Consider the following 15,423-nt stretch of genomic DNA (forward strand, 5'->3'; position numbering starts at 1 on the left):
AGGATCGGTCCGTTTGCACTCACTTGATGTAGGGACGGAATATGACTGATCTGGTCAGCGCCTCCGGCGACATCGCCGCAGCGCGCTCCGAGGTGATCGTCGTCGGGGTGCTCGCCGGCGAGGAGTCCCCGGTTATCCCCGACAGCGCCGCGGGCGTCGACGACGCCTTCGGCGGCCGCCTGGCCCAGATGCTGGCTTCGCTCGGCAACACCGGTTCGGCCTCGTCGCTGACGCGGCTGCCCGCGCCCGAGGGCCTGGAGGCGGAACTGGTGTTCGCGGTCGGCCTCGGCGAGGCCGACGAGCTCGACGACGAGGTGCTGCGCCGCGCGGCCGGGACGGCGGTGCGCTCGGCGTTCGGCCAGGAGAGCGTCGCGATCGCCTTCGAGGGCGACCCCGCCGCCACGGCGGTCGGCGCGATCCTGGGCGCCTACAAGTTCGAAGGCTACAAGACCGACGGCGGCGACGAGCCGCCCGCGCAGGTCAGCGTCTACGGGGCCACCGAGGAGGCCGTGGTGCGGGCGTCGGTGCTGGCCGAGGGCGTGGCCCTGACCAAGACCTGGGTCAACACCCCGGCGAACCTGCTGCGGCCGCCGACGTTCGCGATCGAGATCGAGCAGGCCGCGACCGAGGCCGGGCTCGAGGTCGAGATCCTCGACGCCGAGGCGCTCTCGGCCGGCGGCTACGGCGGCATCCTGGCCGTGGGCGGCGGATCGGCGGCCGAGCCGCGGCTGTTGCGCCTGTCCTACCGGCCCGAGGGCGCCTCCAAGCACGTGGCGCTGGTCGGCAAGGGCATCACGTTCGACTCCGGCGGCATCTCCATCAAGCCGGTGGCGGGCATGTGGGACATGAAGACCGACATGGCCGGGGCCGCGGCGGTGGTCGGCGCCACGGTCGCCGCCGCGAAGCTGGGCCTGAACGTGAACGTGACGTGCCTGGTGGGGCTGGCCGAGAACATGCTCTCGGGCTCGGCGTACCGGCCCTCCGATGTGATCACCGCCCGCAACGGCAAGACCATCGAGATCCTCAACACCGACGCCGAGGGCCGCCTGGTGCTGGCCGACGGGCTCTCGCGCGCCGCCGAGGACGAGCCGGACGCGATCTACGACGTGGCCACCCTGACCGGCGGCCAGTTGGTGGCGCTGGGCAGGCGCACGTTCGGGCTGATGGGGACCGACTCCGAGACCGAGCGGGTGGCCCGCGTGGCCGAGTCGGTGGGCGAGTCGGGCTGGCCGATGCCCTTCCCCGAGGACATCGTGGCCCTCATGGACTCCCCGATCGCCGACGTCTCGCAGTGCGGGACCGGGAACAAGCGGGACGGGCACATGCTCCAGGGCGGGGTGTTCCTGTCGAAGTTCGTGCCGGAGGAGATCCCCTGGGCGCACCTGGACATCGCCGGTCCGGCCGACACGTCCGAGGCATGGGGCCACACCCGCAAGGGCGCCACCGGGGTGCCGGTGCGCACGCTGGTGGCCCTGTTGGAGGAGTTCGTCTAGGTTCCGGGGCCGCACCGTCCCTCACGGCCAAGTGGCGGGACGGTGCGGCAACAGTTGTGCAACCGTTATCGGAGCCTCAGGAGCGGCGCTGCCGCTCCAGCTTCCTCCGCTGGTCGTAGTCACGCTTGCGCTGGGGATACCCGGTCTTGGCGACCTCGTACACGGGGATGTCGTGCTTGCGGCCCAAGGCGAAGGCCCCGGACGGACCGTCGACGCGGCGCCGCGTCCACTCCCCGTCATGCGCGATGAGCATGACCGTGGTCTCGGTGACCGTCGTCTTCGGCTCGATGTATGCCTCGACGCCCGTCCGCGACTTGATGAACTCGACCAGATGCCGCTGGTCCCCGTTGTCGGGGGCACGGTCGAGCGTCCCGTTGTTCTTCTTCTTCCTGCGTCCAAACCAGCCCACGGCGGCTCCTTCCGCACCGTTGAGGTGTCAACTAACAAGCGTACACACGCCCGAGATCGGCTGTGTCCAGCCGCACACGAACCGCTCTTTCAGAAGACGGCACCAAGCGGTTGAATGGTGTTGCACACTCCAATCCATCGGGTCTGTTCGACTCCGAGCCGTTCCCGGTGGAAGGATGGACTTCGTACCAAGGCACCCACGGCGACGCTTGCGGAGCCGTAAATTTGCACAGTTAAGTGGGGAGAGCAATGAGCGACCCGAACGCAGGATACGACGTAGTGATCCTGGGCGGCGGCAGCGGCGGCTACGCGACCGCGTTCCGCGCGGCCGGGCTGGGCATGTCCGTGGCCCTGATCGAGAAGGACAAGGTCGGCGGCACGTGCCTGCATCGCGGCTGCATCCCCACCAAGGCGCTGCTCCACGCCGGCGAGGTCGCCGACACCGCTCGCGACGCCGGGGACTTCGGGATCCTGGCCGAGCTCAAGGGCGTCGACATCGAGGCGGTCAACAAGTACAAGGACGGCGTCGTCGCCAAGATGTACAAGGGCCTCCAGGGCCTGTTCAAGGCCAACAAGGTCGAGGTAATCAACGGCACCGGCAAGCTGGTCGGCCCGAATTCGGTCGAGGTCGACGGCCGCACCGTGACCGGCCGCAACATCGTCCTCGCCACCGGCTCGTACTCCAAGACCCTCCCGGGCCTGGACATCGACGGCGAGAAGGTCATCACCTCCGAGCACGCCCTCAACCTCACCGAGCTGCCGAACAAGGCCATCGTCATCGGCGGCGGCGTCATCGGCGCCGAGTTCGCCTCCGCGTGGAAGTCCCTGGGCGTCGAGGTCGAGATCGTCGAGGGCCTGCCGCGGCTGCTGGCCGCCGAGGACGCCGACACCTCCAAGATGATCGAGCGGGCGTTCCGCAAGCGCGGCATCAAGTTCCACACCGGCAAGTTCTTCGAGAAGATCGAGAAGACCGACACCGGCGTCCAGGTCTCCATCCAGGGCGGCACCGTCATCGACGGCGACCTGGTGCTGGTCGCGGTCGGCCGCGGCCCGGTCACCGACGGCTGCGGCTACGACGAGCAGGGCGTCGAGATGGACCGCGGCTTCGTGCTCACCAACGAGTACCTCCAGACCAACCTGCCGAACGTCTACGCGGTCGGCGACATCGTCCCGGGCGTGCAGCTGGCCCACCGCGGCTTCCTCCAGGGCGTCTTCGTGGCCGAGCACATCGCCGGGATGAACCCGGCCGTGATCGACGAGGCCGGCATCCCGCGGGTCACCTTCACCGAGCCCGAGGTCGCCTCCATGGGCCTGAACGAGGACAAGGCCAAGGAGCAGTACGGGGCCGACAACATCAAGTCGGTCAACTACAACCTCGCGGGCAACGGCAAGTCGAACATCCTCAAGACCCAGGGCTTCATCAAGCTCGTCTCCGTCGAGGACGGCCCGATCGTCGGCGTTCACATGGTGGGCGCGCGCATCTCCGAGCAGATCGGCGAGGCCGAGCTCATCTACAACTGGGAGGGCTACGCCTCGGACGTCGCGCAGCTCATCCACATGCACCCCACTCAGAACGAAGCGATCGGCGAAGCGGCCATGGCCCTGGCCGGCAAGCCGCTGCACGTCCACGACTAGGTCTTAATAACAGCCAGGACAGGAGCTGAACAGAACGATGCCGACATCGGTAACGATGCCCGCCCTCGGTGAGTCTGTCACCGAGGGGACCGTCACGCAGTGGTTGAAGAAGGAAGGCGACTCGGTCGAGGTCGACGAGCCGCTGCTCGAGGTCTCGACCGACAAGGTCGACACCGAGGTGCCCTCACCGGTCGCGGGCGTGGTGCTCAAGATCGTGGCCCCCGAGGACTCCGATGTGGAGGTCGGCGGCGAGCTGGCCGTCATCGGCGACCCGTCCGAGTCCGGGCAGTCCTCTGAGCCCTCCTCGCCGGCGCCCGCCCAGGAGAAGCTTCCCGAACCTGAACCTGAATCTGAACCAGAGCAGCCTGCCGCCGAGTCCGCTTCGAGCGGGTCCGAGTCCGCCGAAGCGAGCCCGGCCTCCGGTGGCGCCGAAGGCACCGAGGTGACCCTTCCCGAGCTGGGCGAGTCGGTCACCGAGGGCACGGTGACGGCCTGGCTCAAGCAGATCGGCGACTCCGTGGAGGTCGACGAGCCGCTGCTGGAGATCTCGACCGACAAGGTCGACACCGAGATCCCCTCCCCGGCCGCGGGGACGCTGCTGGAGATCAAGGTCAACGAGGACGAGACCGCCGAGGTCGGATCCGTGCTGGCGATCGTCGGCAGCGGTTCGGCCGCCCCGGCGCCCGCCGCTCCGGAGCCGACCCCGGCGCCCGAGCCGGCCGCCGCGCCCGAGCCTCCGGCGGCGCCAGAGGCTCCCGCGGCCCCTGCCGCGCCCTCGGCCCCCGCCGCGCCGTCGGCCACCAAGCCGAACAGCTCGTACGTGACGCCGCTGGTCCGCAAGCTCGCCTCGGAGAACGACGTGAACCTCGACGAGGTCGCGGGGACCGGCGTCGGCGGACGCATCCGCAAGCAGGACGTGCAGGCCGTCATCGACGAGCGCAAGGCCAAGGCCCCGGCCGCTTCCGAAGGGACGACCCCGAGCTCCCCGAAGCCTGCGGCTCCGGTCGAGGTCAGCCCGCTGCGCGGCCGCACCGAGAAGCTGAGCCGCCTGCGCCAGTCGGCGGCCAAGGCCCTGCACGAGTCGATGACCACCATGGCCCAGCTGACCACGGTGCGCGAGGTCGACGTGACCAAGGTGGCCAAGCTGCGCGCGGCCAAGAAGGACGAGTTCCTCGCCCGCCACGGCGTGAAGCTGTCCTTCCTGCCGTTCTTCTCGGTCGCCGCGATCGAGGCACTCCAGCAGTACCCGATCATCAACGCCTCCATGAACCTGGAGGAGAAGACGCTCACCTACCCCGAGGCCGAGAACGTCGGCTTCGCGGTGGACACGCCCAAGGGCCTGATCGTCCCGGTCATCAAGAACGCCGGGGACCTGAACATCCCGGGCCTGGCCAAGCGGATCGCCGAGATCGCGGACAAGGCCCGCAACGGCGGGCTGGCGCCCGACGATCTGAGCGGCGGGACGTTCTCGATCACCAACACCGGTTCGGTGGGCGCGCTGTTCGACACGCCGATCGTGCCGCTGGGCATGTCGGCGATCCTCGGCACCGCCGCGATCGTCAAGCGCCCGCGCGTGATCAACGACCCCGAGCTGGGTGAGGTCATCGCGGTCCGCTCGGTCATGCACCTGACGCTGAGCTACGACCACCGCCTGATCGACGGCGCCGACGCCGCCCGCTACTTGGAGGCGGTCACCAAGCGCATCGAGGACGGCAACTTCGAACACCAGCTGGGTCTCTAGACCCGACCGAATCGGAGCGGGCGGCGCAGCCGAGGTTTCCCCGGCCGTGCCGCCCGCTCCGTGTACGCCGCCTGCGGCACGGTGTACTCGCCGGTGAGGCACCGCCGCCATCCTTGAATCCGACCTCGCCCGAAGTGCGGATAGGGCTCTCGTCAACACTGGTCACCTGCCCGTAACCATGCGGCTTGTGTCCTCGTTGTTCCTGCAACCCACAGTTTGCGACCCCACGCGGCAGTTAGGAACTCGAATGCCTAGCGAGTACAACGAGCTTCTGGCGATTCTGATGGAGGCCCGCCCCGAATTCGCCACCGACCTCTACGAATCCACCGAAGGCCCCGCACTCCCCGACTACGACAGCATCACGATCGACCGCCAGACCCTCAGCGTCCCAAGCCAACCCGACCGACTGCGCGTCTGCGCGCTCGCCGTGTACTCCAAAAGCGACAAACAGGAGTTCGCGGTACTCTTCGACACCCTCTTGGAGCCCGACCCCGCGCAGGCCGAGTTCTGGCTCGCGCTCATCGTGGAGACTCAGCGGGCCCTGAGCTGCATGGTGGCGTTCGTGGTCCTGTGCCGCGACGCGCGGACGGCGAAGTGGGCGCTCACGTACAGCACCGTCGGGGACGTCGGAAACTACGTTCTTCCAGTGGTCATTCCATCTTTGCTCGCGAGGGCTTAGAATGGAACACGGCCCTCGCTGCCGCCCCCACCACGGCGGCGAGGGCTTAATCCTTTTGCGCCCTCGGCCCGCTTGTCCGAGAATCGACGCATGTCCAGATTCGGCGAGGCCGTCCCCTACGACGGCACTGCGGTCCGCCCCGCCTACGACAGCCTTCCCGATCCCGTCCAGGCGCTGATCGAGAGCGAGCTCGGCGGGACGCCGACGGACATCCGCGTGGCCGGAGGCGGCTTCACCGGAGGCTTCGCCGCCCGGCTGCGCGCCGGGAGCGGGACCGAGCTGTTCGTCAAGGCCGCCGGCCCCGAACTGCCGTATGTTCTGGCCTCGTACCGCCAGGAGGCGAAGGTCCATCCGGCTCTGCCGGAGGGCGTTCCCGCGCCGAGCCTCCACTTCGCCGCCGACGTTCACCAATGGATCGTCCTCGGTTTCGAGGCAGTGGACGGCCGCGCCGCGTCGCTGCCGATCGACCCCGGAGACCTCGATCTGATGCTGCGGGCCTGGGCCGAGGCCGCCGAGCTCCTGACTCCCGCGCCGCGATCCCTTCTAGACCTCGGCATCTCGGAGGTGCCGATCGACGGATACCTGCACCGGTTCGGCGCCGCCAGGGCCGGGGAAATCGAACCGTTCCCGCTGCCGCCGGCACTCGATGGCCGCCTCGCGGAGCTCGCCGAGATCGAATCCGGGGTCGACGAGGCGATGGCCTCGGACTCGGTGATGCACTTCGACCTGAGGCCCGACAACATGATCATCGGCGCCGACCGGGCGTGGATCTGCGACTGGAATTGGCTCCAGGTCCATTCGACCTGGTTCGACACCGTCGGCCTGCTGAACGTCGCCCACGGCGACGGCCACGACGCCGAGGGTCTGTTCTGGGCGCACCCGACCGCGAAGGGCGTGACCGCCGAGCAGCTCGACGCGGTCCTGGCCTCGTACACGGGCTACTACCTGTCCCAGGCCCAAGCGCCGCAGATTCCGGGCGTCTCGCCGTACATCCGCAGGCACCAGAGGTGGTGCGGATTGGCCGCGGCCGATTGGCTCGCGAAGCGGCGTGGCTGGTGACGGGGTCGGTCACTCGGTGACGACGACGGCCAGTTCGACCGGGTCGGGCGCTTCCTGCCCGGTCCCGGCCTCGCAGTTCTCCAGGTCGGTCTGGAGGCAGTACTGGAACACCAGGACGGTCTCGCCCGGGGCGACGGCCTCGAAGCCCCAGTACAGCTGGTCGCCGCATTCGGTCAGGCCGAGGTTGCACGCGAGGCTCCGCTCATGGACCTGCTCGGTCTCGGTGAGCACTTCCATATCGGGCTCTCCGACCAGGAACCAGTTGTCGCCGACCGAGGTGCTGACCTCGCCCATGTCCACCCACAGCTCCTCTTCCACCGCGATGGTCGCGGTGCCGGAGTCGAGCGAGACGGCGGTGTCCTCGTCCGGTCCCGAGCAGCCCGACAGGACCAGGATGAACATTGTCAGGACCACTGTCGCTCGGCGCATGCGGAGAGATTAGCCGTCGCCCGCCAGCCCATCCGATTCCACTACTCGGGAGCCGCCTCCTAGGAATTGGGATTCATCCATTACCGTTGCGGCATGGCGAAAGAGACAGCGACCTACATCCACGGTCATGAAGCGTCCGTCGTGAACACGCACGCTCGGCGCACGGCGGAGAATTCGGCGGCCTATCTGCTGCCGGAACTCAAATCAACCGACCGCATCCTGGACATCGGCTGCGGGCCGGGAACGATCACCGCCGACCTGGCGGCCATCGCGAACGAGGGACACGTGACGGGGGTCGACTACGCTCCCGGCATCCTCGACCAGGCCGCCGAAGTCGCCGCCGAGCGCGGCCTGACCAACGTCGAGTTCGAGCGGGCCGACGTCCACAGCCTGCGCTTCGAGGACGACGCCTTCGACGTCGTGCACGCCCACCAGGTGCTCCAGCACGTCGGCGACCCCGTCCAGGCGCTCCGGGAGATGCGCCGGGTGACCCGGCCCGGCGGCGTCGTGGCCGTCCGGGACGGCGACTACGCGGGATTCCTGTGGCATCCCGCCTCCGAGGGCCTGACCGCCTGGCTGGAGCTGTACGAGCGCGCCGCCCGAGCGCTGGGCGGCGAACCGGACGCGGGCCGCCGCCTGAAGTCCTGGGCGCTGCGCGCCGGTTTCGACGAGAAGGACATCGAGGCCACCTCCGCGACCTGGACCTTCACCACGCCGGAGGACCGGGCCTGGTGGGGCGGCCACTGGGCCGAGCGCGCCCTGCACTCGACCTTCGCTAAGGAGGCCCTGAAGGGCGGCCACGCCACGCAGGCGGAGCTGGAGGCCATTGCCGAGGCTTGGAGGGCCTGGACCGACGACCCGGAGGCGACGCTGATCATCCCCCACGTCCAGCTCCTCTGCCGCACCTGATATCCAGGGGTAATGGAGCTCATAGACGAACTGCTCAGCGCCGAGCGGGCCGGCTGGGACGCCCTCTGCGAGGGCAGCGGCGCCGACTTCTACGGCTCGAAGATGACCGAGGACGGCATGATGGTCCTCGCCCACGGCTTCGCTCTCGACCGCTCCGAGGTGGTGGCGTCCCTGCGGGAGGCGCCGCCTTGGAGCGGGTACGAGATCACCGACGCCCGCCTGATCCGCCTCGGATCCGACGCCGCGGCGACCACCTACAGGGCCCGCGCCTGGCGCGACGGCGAGGAAACGGAGTTCACCGCCCTGATGTCGTCGGTCTACACCAGAACCGAGGGAACCTGGCGGCTCGCCGTGTACCAGCAGACTCCCATCCCGGGATAGAACCCGGCCCGCGGAACCCGGAGCGGCGGGCGGATGCCATCGAGGCGCAGCGAACAGCGCTCACCGAGCAATCGAGTCGCCGCCACCACAAGAGAATTCGTGTGACAGATCACACACTTAATTGATATTTCAAGTAATTGTGTTCATGAATCCGGCCTTGTAGCGTGATTTTCACGAGGCCTCAGTCGGCGCCCGGTACCAGCCCTGACGGGGGAGGCCACTCAGGTACCGAGACACGGAGGACCTTCGTCATGAGATCCGTCTCTCGCCACCTCAAGTTGGCGCTCACCGTAGTCGCCGGACTGGCGATGAGCGTGGCCTTCAGCTCATCGGCCGCCTCAGCCTCACCCACCGTCCAGTCCGAGTCGCACGCGTCAGAGGCGACCTGGGAGCTGCTGGACGCCGAGCAGCGACTCTGCATCCCCGCCAACGAATCCCAATTCTCCTACTTCGTCGGTTTCATCTCCGGGTCCTGGGACTCGCCTCTCGTACCCGAGGCACACGGCCTGCCCGAGGGCACCGACATCTCACTGATCTCGTCGATCCCGCCGGGCGACAACGGCGACCGGTCGGTCGGCACCATCTGGCTCGCCGTCGACCTGCCTCCCCTGGACTACGGGGAGTACCCGGCCGGCCTCGTCGTCACGGACGGAACCGTGACACAGACGATGCCGATCCTGATCAAAGCCCAGGAAGAGTGGGGCTGCGGGTACTAACACCCCCACCGCCGCCAACTGAACACCTCCACGGACCACCCTCACATCCGTGGGGGCCACGGGGGGAGGCAGGAACCAGCGAGACGGGATCGCCTCGCGGAGACCGTTCGATCGAGCAGGTCAGCTCTCCCACCGCTGCGTGTCACACCCGTCCAGCACCCTAGGTAGCTGAATCGACACATCAGCGAACGGGGGTCGGATGGAACAACCTGAACTCGAAGCCCTGGCCGATGCGATAACCGCCGTCGCCAACCGACGCAGTCGGATTCCACAGGACCGTCTACTGCGCGAGACGGCGCTGAACATCCTGATCATGACCCGAATCGCCTCCAACCGGCTCCCAGACCTGGACCAGCGAGAGGCGATCGAATCCACCTGCGGTCGCCTCACGGACTTGCTCCGCGACGCGGCTCAATGCTTTCCCTCTGTTGAATGATTCAGCCGGGCGCTACCGGCCACCCCGCGAACGAATCGCCGTCCTCATACACAAGCGACATTCCGACCGAGCGGATGAGTTCCTGCAGGTCGGGACTCGGCATTTCAGGTAGGAGGATCGCCAGCCGAGACGGCTTCGGGTCGATGTGCCGCGAGTAGTCGAACAGCTGCCCGATCGCTAGCCGGATCGAGTTGCGAGCGGCCGTGCCCTTGGCTTCGTAGAGCACGTTCGCGGTCACATCGAACACATCAGTAGGGAAGACCGAGGCCACGCCCGCGATGGTGAGTTGATACCGCTTCGGCACGTGCCCATGCTGTTCGAGGAATCGTTCGAAGCGCTCCACCAGAGCGGCCTCGCGGCGGCGCAACTTCAGCCCTTCGACGGCTCTGCGGTCGCTCTCGGGCGTCAGGTTGTTCTCAGTGGAGACGAGTTCGGCCGAAGACTCGGGCTTCGTCGGCCGGCTCGGTTCCGGGAACACCTCGGTGAGCCCGGTTCCGGCTGGGATCGGGAGTTGGTCGGGCGGCGGAATCGCCGCATCTCCGACCGGCCGCAGCTGGAAGATCAGCATCTTCCGCGCCACGCCACCTTCTACAGGTAGGTACTTCCGAACGCACGGCTCGACAGGATCGACTTTGAACTCACCGAAGTACTGGTGGATCTTGGTGCCGCTGCCGGGGATCTTGCTCACCGCAAGGAACAGCCGCAGTGCTCGCCTTTCCTTGACGTGATTGAGGATCGCCTTGTTGCCCTTGGTCATCTGTTGGTCGCCGGTGCGCCCCTCACCTGTGTAGAGGTAAAGGTCGCCGAACTCGTCCTCCCCAGGTTCGTCGTGATAGCCGTACTTGACCCCCTTGGAAGGGTCGGAGAACAACAAGATGTTGGGGGTGGATCGGGAGGGGACGATGCCGCTGTAGAGCGCGCCGCCGAAGATCTCCTGTAGCTGGGGACGCGTGTATGCCTCACCGACTTCGAGCTCGTCCGGGGCCATGTGGGTACGTTACCGGCTATCGGCACGGTTCGCGATCCCCTGTGGGCGAGGAGGGGACGACCAACGAGGATGTTCCATGCATTGCGACCAATTCGGGTAACGTGTCGGACGCTGGCCGCCTACGGAGGGTTGTGGCGGCTGGTTCCCCGGATGATTCGAAGACCTGGAGAGGGCACCCCCGAGCATGGCATCAGTGGATGAGGCGATGGCCGAGATCGAGGCCGCGGCGCAGCAGATCGGTGAGGGCGCGGGACGGATCGAGAGCAGCAAGCAGCAGGCCGAGGAGGTATTGACCTCGTTGCAGGCGCTCGGGATCCGGGCGGCGGCGAATGCGCTGAGCGCCGGGAAGGACCAGTTGGAGGAGTGCTTGGCGCAGGCCATCGCGCTTCAGAACAAGCTGGAGGAGGCCAAGGCCGCGGTCGAAGCCTCGAAGCACGCCTGAACGGCGGGCGAGGGTATGAGCGGCGCGCAGGAGTTGGCCGAGCAGATCGAGGCCGACAAGGAGCAGGTAGCCGAGGCCGGGGGCCGCATCGGTGTCGCGAAGGATGAGGTGGCCGAGGTAGCCGCGCAGGCACATGCGCTGGGCTTGGGTCGTGTGGCCGAGGCGTTGGCGGCGGTCGAGCGGTTGCTGGAGGAGGTCGAGAGCGGCAGACAGACCTTGAAGGGGAGCCTGGAAAAGGCCCGCTGGCAGGTCATGGCCGCGATTCATGGTGTCGGACCGGGAGCGCCGACCAGCCGACATGGCGAGGCCACGGGAGGTCCTGACGGCGCTCCACCGCCCGGAGTGCCGGACATTCTCCCGCCGCACCTGCGGACAGGGGACCCCAGCGGTGAGGAGCTGATGGGCCAAGACCCGAACTTGAGCCCCTTCGAGAAGGAACACGAGAACGCCGACGCCGACCGGAACCTGCCGAAGGCCCGTCGCCTCGGGCGAGGTCTCGTCAGGAACGTCGGCAACGCGAAAAGCTATTCCGAGGCCGTCACGGATGCGGCAACAGTCGACACCGACGACGGCTTCGACCCGTGGGGACCTCAAGCCAAGACGACAACCGAGACAACAACGAACCGTCATCCTGGTGAGATCATGTTCGGGCACGACACAGGTGTGGTGGACGCAACCGATTTCGTTGGCAATCTGACTGTATTCGTCGCTGCTGCCGTCGAAGGCTTCACCCGGTTCGTTAGGAGAAGGGGCAATGACCACTAACAAGCTGTTCCAGGACACTGTCAGAGAAATGGCCCTGGGCAACGGGTCCAAGGCACGAGAGCTGAACAGCCAGATTCCAGATGCAGCCCGCGACAGCTACGTTATCTACGTAGCTGCAATGTTCACGGGAGTTACGGCGGCTCACCTCGGAGAAGACCCGAACCACGAGTCAATCCGCGACTTCGTGAACCGGACAGCCTATGCATACCGTAAGGCCGATCCGCCGTTCAAACCCATGACGATGGAAGCGTTGATCCGGGTGATCTACGGTGAGGATCACCTGCTAGACGAGGTCTCTCCGGAGGATCAACTCAGGTTCGAGCTCCTGGCGATTCGTATGATCGTTCACGAAAACCAGGACATCAAAGCCCGGCTGGATGACTATCTCGCTGATGCCGAGACTCTTGCGGCTCAGTGGCAGAGCGAGGCGTAACGGGTTCCGGGTTCGAGGGTTTCAGCCGGGCGCAGGGCCTTCGGCCCTACGCCCGGCTCTTTACTGCTCGGGCTCGGTGCCCATGAGTTGGTGGTAGGCGTATTGCCTGGCCTCGTCTATTGCCTGGTCGAAGTCCTCTCGGAGTTCTGGCATGGTGTCGACCAGGTACTGAATGAGGAAGAGCACGATGCCGCGCATGCTCGCCGGGGCGATTTGGTTCAGGATTCCCTCCTCCCCCAGCAGGCCCCGGACTACGCCCTCCACTTCAAGGACGTTGGGCGGCACCACATAGTCGGGCCCGGCCTGGCGGGTTTCTGCCAGGAAGCGGCCCAGTTCGGCGTGGTCTATGTAGGGGCCCTCGGGTTCTTCCTCTACTTTGGAGATCGGGAAGCGGCATTCCACGCAGACCTTCGCGACCCACATCAACTGCTCGGCTTCGTGGCGCGGATGGTAGGTCCGGTACTGCTCTCGGACGGCCCGGTATCGGTCCCGGTCTCGGAAGGCCAGCGCCGTGATGGCCGCCCGGATCAGTTCGGCGTCGTTCATGCCGATCCCTCCCGCGATTCGGGGTCTTCGACCTCGTCACCGAAGCCGAAGAGGCGCTCGGACTTGAACACGCCGGTGACCGTCTGGCGGCCGAATTCGTCGGCTTCTTCGAGCAGTGCGGTCAGGTCCGCGTCGCCCATGTCCGGTGGGATGAGTTGTTCGAGGACCGCCCACATCAGGCCGTATTGCTCTCTCTGGGGAACGTCCAGGTAGAAGGCCGATTCGCCGTAGCAGATTCGGACCAGAGCCTCGGCCCGCAGCCAGTGCAACCCGGGCCGAGTCTCCCGGAGCTTGGCCATCAGGCCGGCCAGTTCCTCCCGGTCGAGGTCGTCGCCGAAGTGGTCGGTCACAGCGGCGGCGAACAGGGCGAAGACGAACAGCTGGTGGTGGAGGTAGAGGTCGGGTCCGATCAGGGACCGGAGTCGGGAGAGTTCCGGGGCGTCGCGGCGGAGAGCCGCTTTCGCATGGTCGCGGAACAGTGCCTGGCGCTCTTGGTATCTCATTCGCCTCACCCCTCGCACCAGCGTTGAGCCGCCCGCCAGACCTCCAGGCCGTGGCTCTTGAGCTGTTCGGTGTGGTCGGCCTCGCGGGTCCAGGGCAAGTGCGCGGTCTCGGTCACCTGGAGGCTCAACCGCTCACCGACCAACCCGGACAGGTATCCGAAGACCGGAGGTGACGTGTCCGCGAAGGCCACCCAGAGCCTCGGAGCCTCTGTCAGGGTGCCGAACCGGATCGGTCTGCCGCCGATTTCCGCCTGCCCGAGCACGGTCAGAGCCTCCTCGGCCGGGGCCGAAATCGATCGGACCGGCAGCGGAATCTCGGCGAGGGCCCGCGCGTAGGCGAACCTGAGCCGGTGCGGCGCTGTTCTTCTTACGCCCACGAGGCGACCCCCGCCCTCGCGCGCTGCGCACCGGCCACGGCCCGTGCCATGCCCGCGCCCCGATCCCTCTTGGTCGGCGTCATTCTGCGCGGTGGGGCCGTTCGCGGCGGGGTCGAGTCGGGCACGGCCGCAGCCGGGTCCGCGTTCAGGCTCTTGAACACGGCGATCAGCCACTGGATCAGGCGGACCCAGAGCGCCCACTGTCCCCCGATTTCGCGCTCGAACGCGGTAGTGCCGGTGCGGCGGTGGGCAGCCGCGAGCGGGGCGGAATCGGTCATGAAGTCGTCCCAGGCGTCCTCGCGGAGCCGGTCGAACCGGTACTCCGAACCGGATTCCTGCGTACTGACCTCGGGCTCCGGCGGGTCCGGGAGTTCGTTGCGGCGGTGACGACCGGTGCGGGTGTCCTGGTACCAGCCGCGTGAGCCATACGGCCCCGGGTCGTCCGGGTCCGCGGGCTTGCCGCCGATCTCCCAGGTGTCGCCCGGTCGGTGACGCAGGTGCGGCGGCTCGTAGCGCGGATTGGCCGGGTCGGACTCCGGTGCGGTCGGGTCGCACGAGTCCGGGTCGAATCGGTATCGGTAAGCGCTGGGTGTGTCGGGGTCGGGAGAACCGTCGCTCAGGAAGAGACGGCGGCCCGCCCGGTCGTAGTAACCCCGGCCCTCGACATAGCCGAGGGCAGGGTCCGACCCGCTCACACGATGGGTGTGAGCTGCGAAAACGGTTGAGTTTTGGACTGGTGTAGCGGACTGGATTTGGAGTAGGCTGTCGCTAGCCACGGAGGTCTCCTCTCTGGCTGGGTGGCGGGTCGCCCAGGACGCCAATCTCAGGTGCGACCCGCCGGTCCATATTCAGTTGGAGCACACGCTGTGCTGTCTACGCACAGCGCGTGTCTGCACTATGACACGCGGTTCCCCCGTTCGGAAGTCGTGACACGCGCGTCCTTCGCCTCCGATCCTTACGCGTCCAGAACTTTCGGGTTACGAGACCGAATCACTGATACGCCTTGATGGCCATGGGCTCGCCAAGAGAGAAGCGAACACGACTCGACGCATCGACCCCCCCACCAGGCCACAATGGGCCCGACTTCAGGCGATCAGCGACGGTGAGGTGTGTGGAGGGCTGGTGTCTGCGGCGTGTCTCGGGCCGGGTGGCCCCGGGGCTGGCGTGAAGGCGGCTCGCGTCCTGGCGGGTGCGCACGGCTCCGGGCGTGGATCGCTTGGGACGCCACCGGTCCCAGGCGGTGAACATGAGTCTTCTCCAACCCTGCGGGTGATGGCAAACGCTGGTTCGGCTGTCACCATTGATGTAGCACAACCGGACGGAAACCGACCAGCAGATCGAAGGTTCGAAGGTTCGGATCAAGGGGGGTGTGGCACATGGCCAGGAGCGTGAACCCGGCAGAGCGGAGTGAGACCGCCAAGGAGATCCGCACCGACCTCGACGCGGCGGCTGCGGCCATCAACGCCTTCCACGCCCGAGTGCT

At 67.3% G+C, this 15,423-nt stretch carries 19 protein-coding genes; 12 read left to right on the top strand and 7 right to left on the bottom strand.

Annotation, left to right across the window (positions count from 1 at the left end; translation table 11 throughout):
* The first annotated feature begins 41 nt into the window (after positions 1–41).
* Complete coding sequence (locus tag JFB92_RS13435; RefSeq protein WP_199039387.1) at positions 42–1,493, top strand: leucyl aminopeptidase; 1,452 nt, start codon at positions 42–44, stop codon at positions 1,491–1,493.
* 76 nt (positions 1,494–1,569) lie between these two features.
* Here JFB92_RS13435 and JFB92_RS13440 read toward each other — a convergent pair whose 3' ends face one another.
* Positions 1,570–1,902, bottom strand: a complete 333-nt coding sequence (locus tag JFB92_RS13440; RefSeq protein ID WP_199039390.1) for an oxidoreductase — start codon at positions 1,900–1,902, stop codon at positions 1,570–1,572.
* A 248-nt stretch (positions 1,903–2,150) separates the two neighbouring features.
* On the opposite strand from JFB92_RS13440, the gene lpdA reads away from it, so the two are divergent.
* The 4 genes from lpdA (at position 2,151) to JFB92_RS13460 (ending at position 7,015) form a co-directional block, all read left to right on the top strand.
* Positions 2,151–3,536, top strand: a complete 1,386-nt coding sequence (lpdA, locus tag JFB92_RS13445; RefSeq protein WP_199039393.1) for a dihydrolipoyl dehydrogenase — start codon at positions 2,151–2,153, stop codon at positions 3,534–3,536.
* 37 nt (positions 3,537–3,573) lie between these two features.
* Positions 3,574–5,277 (top strand): 2-oxoglutarate dehydrogenase, E2 component, dihydrolipoamide succinyltransferase, encoded by a 1,704-nt coding sequence (sucB, locus tag JFB92_RS13450; protein ID WP_199039396.1) that lies wholly within the window; start codon positions 3,574–3,576, stop codon positions 5,275–5,277.
* Positions 5,278–5,524: 247 nt separating this feature from the next.
* The gene (locus tag JFB92_RS13455; RefSeq protein ID WP_199039399.1) at positions 5,525–5,956 is read left to right on the top strand and encodes a hypothetical protein; all 432 of its coding nucleotides are present in this window, start codon (positions 5,525–5,527) and stop codon (positions 5,954–5,956) included.
* Between the two features lie 90 nt (positions 5,957–6,046).
* A complete protein-coding gene (locus tag JFB92_RS13460; protein WP_199039402.1) occupies positions 6,047–7,015 on the top strand; it encodes a phosphotransferase family protein in 969 nt (322 codons plus the stop codon).
* A 9-nt stretch (positions 7,016–7,024) separates the two neighbouring features.
* Here JFB92_RS13460 and JFB92_RS13465 read toward each other — a convergent pair whose 3' ends face one another.
* Complete coding sequence (locus JFB92_RS13465; protein WP_199039405.1) at positions 7,025–7,444, bottom strand: hypothetical protein; 420 nt, start codon at positions 7,442–7,444, stop codon at positions 7,025–7,027.
* Positions 7,445–7,537: 93 nt separating this feature from the next.
* Between JFB92_RS13465 and JFB92_RS13470 the strand changes: the two genes are divergently transcribed.
* From JFB92_RS13470 to JFB92_RS13485, 4 genes are all read left to right on the top strand, one after another.
* The gene (locus JFB92_RS13470) at positions 7,538–8,353 is read left to right on the top strand and encodes a methyltransferase domain-containing protein (RefSeq protein ID WP_199039408.1); all 816 of its coding nucleotides are present in this window, start codon (positions 7,538–7,540) and stop codon (positions 8,351–8,353) included.
* A 12-nt stretch (positions 8,354–8,365) separates the two neighbouring features.
* Positions 8,366–8,734, top strand: coding sequence for a nuclear transport factor 2 family protein (locus JFB92_RS13475; protein WP_199039411.1), 369 nt, complete (start codon positions 8,366–8,368; stop codon positions 8,732–8,734).
* A gap of 251 nt (positions 8,735–8,985) precedes the next feature.
* Positions 8,986–9,450, top strand: a complete 465-nt coding sequence (locus tag JFB92_RS13480) for a DUF5980 family protein (RefSeq protein ID WP_199039414.1) — start codon at positions 8,986–8,988, stop codon at positions 9,448–9,450.
* Positions 9,451–9,649: 199 nt separating this feature from the next.
* The gene (locus tag JFB92_RS13485; protein WP_199039417.1) at positions 9,650–9,886 is read left to right on the top strand and encodes a hypothetical protein; all 237 of its coding nucleotides are present in this window, start codon (positions 9,650–9,652) and stop codon (positions 9,884–9,886) included.
* A 1-nt stretch (position 9,887) separates the two neighbouring features.
* On the opposite strand, the gene JFB92_RS13490 is transcribed toward JFB92_RS13485, so the two are convergent.
* Positions 9,888–10,874 (bottom strand): SRA domain-containing endonuclease, encoded by a 987-nt coding sequence (locus JFB92_RS13490; RefSeq protein ID WP_199039420.1) that lies wholly within the window; start codon positions 10,872–10,874, stop codon positions 9,888–9,890.
* 205 nt (positions 10,875–11,079) lie between these two features.
* Between JFB92_RS13490 and JFB92_RS13495 the strand changes: the two genes are divergently transcribed.
* Genes JFB92_RS13495 through JFB92_RS13505 form a run of 3 tightly spaced genes read left to right on the top strand, consistent with a single transcriptional unit; the run spans position 11,080 to position 12,514 of the window.
* Positions 11,080–11,316: a hypothetical protein gene (locus JFB92_RS13495; protein WP_199039423.1), complete on the top strand. Its 237-nt coding sequence runs from the start codon at positions 11,080–11,082 to the stop codon at positions 11,314–11,316.
* Between the two features lie 15 nt (positions 11,317–11,331).
* Positions 11,332–12,081 (top strand): hypothetical protein, encoded by a 750-nt coding sequence (locus JFB92_RS13500; protein WP_199039426.1) that lies wholly within the window; start codon positions 11,332–11,334, stop codon positions 12,079–12,081.
* Complete coding sequence (locus tag JFB92_RS13505; protein ID WP_199039430.1) at positions 12,071–12,514, top strand: hypothetical protein; 444 nt, start codon at positions 12,071–12,073, stop codon at positions 12,512–12,514. Before JFB92_RS13500 ends, JFB92_RS13505 begins: the two co-directional genes overlap by 11 nt.
* A gap of 60 nt (positions 12,515–12,574) precedes the next feature.
* On the opposite strand, the gene JFB92_RS13510 is transcribed toward JFB92_RS13505, so the two are convergent.
* The 4 genes from JFB92_RS13510 to JFB92_RS13525 are packed head-to-tail and all read right to left on the bottom strand — an operon-like array spanning position 12,575 to position 14,635.
* Positions 12,575–13,060, bottom strand: a complete 486-nt coding sequence (locus tag JFB92_RS13510; RefSeq protein ID WP_199039433.1) for a hypothetical protein — start codon at positions 13,058–13,060, stop codon at positions 12,575–12,577.
* Entirely contained in the window at positions 13,057–13,563 is a 507-nt protein-coding gene (locus JFB92_RS13515; protein ID WP_199039436.1) for a hypothetical protein, read from the bottom strand. The genes JFB92_RS13510 and JFB92_RS13515 overlap by 4 nt, the downstream gene beginning before the upstream one ends.
* Before the next feature lie 5 nt (positions 13,564–13,568).
* On the bottom strand, positions 13,569–13,940 hold the full coding sequence (locus tag JFB92_RS13520) for a hypothetical protein (protein WP_199039439.1): 372 nt from the start codon (positions 13,938–13,940) through the stop codon (positions 13,569–13,571).
* Entirely contained in the window at positions 13,931–14,635 is a 705-nt protein-coding gene (locus JFB92_RS13525) for a hypothetical protein (RefSeq protein ID WP_199039441.1), read from the bottom strand. The genes JFB92_RS13520 and JFB92_RS13525 overlap by 10 nt, the downstream gene beginning before the upstream one ends.
* Positions 14,636–15,423 lie beyond the last annotated feature (788 nt).

The sequence above is a fragment of the Glycomyces salinus genome (assembly GCF_016428645.1).
Classification (GTDB): Bacteria; Actinomycetota; Actinomycetes; order Mycobacteriales; family Micromonosporaceae; genus Glycomyces; species Glycomyces salinus.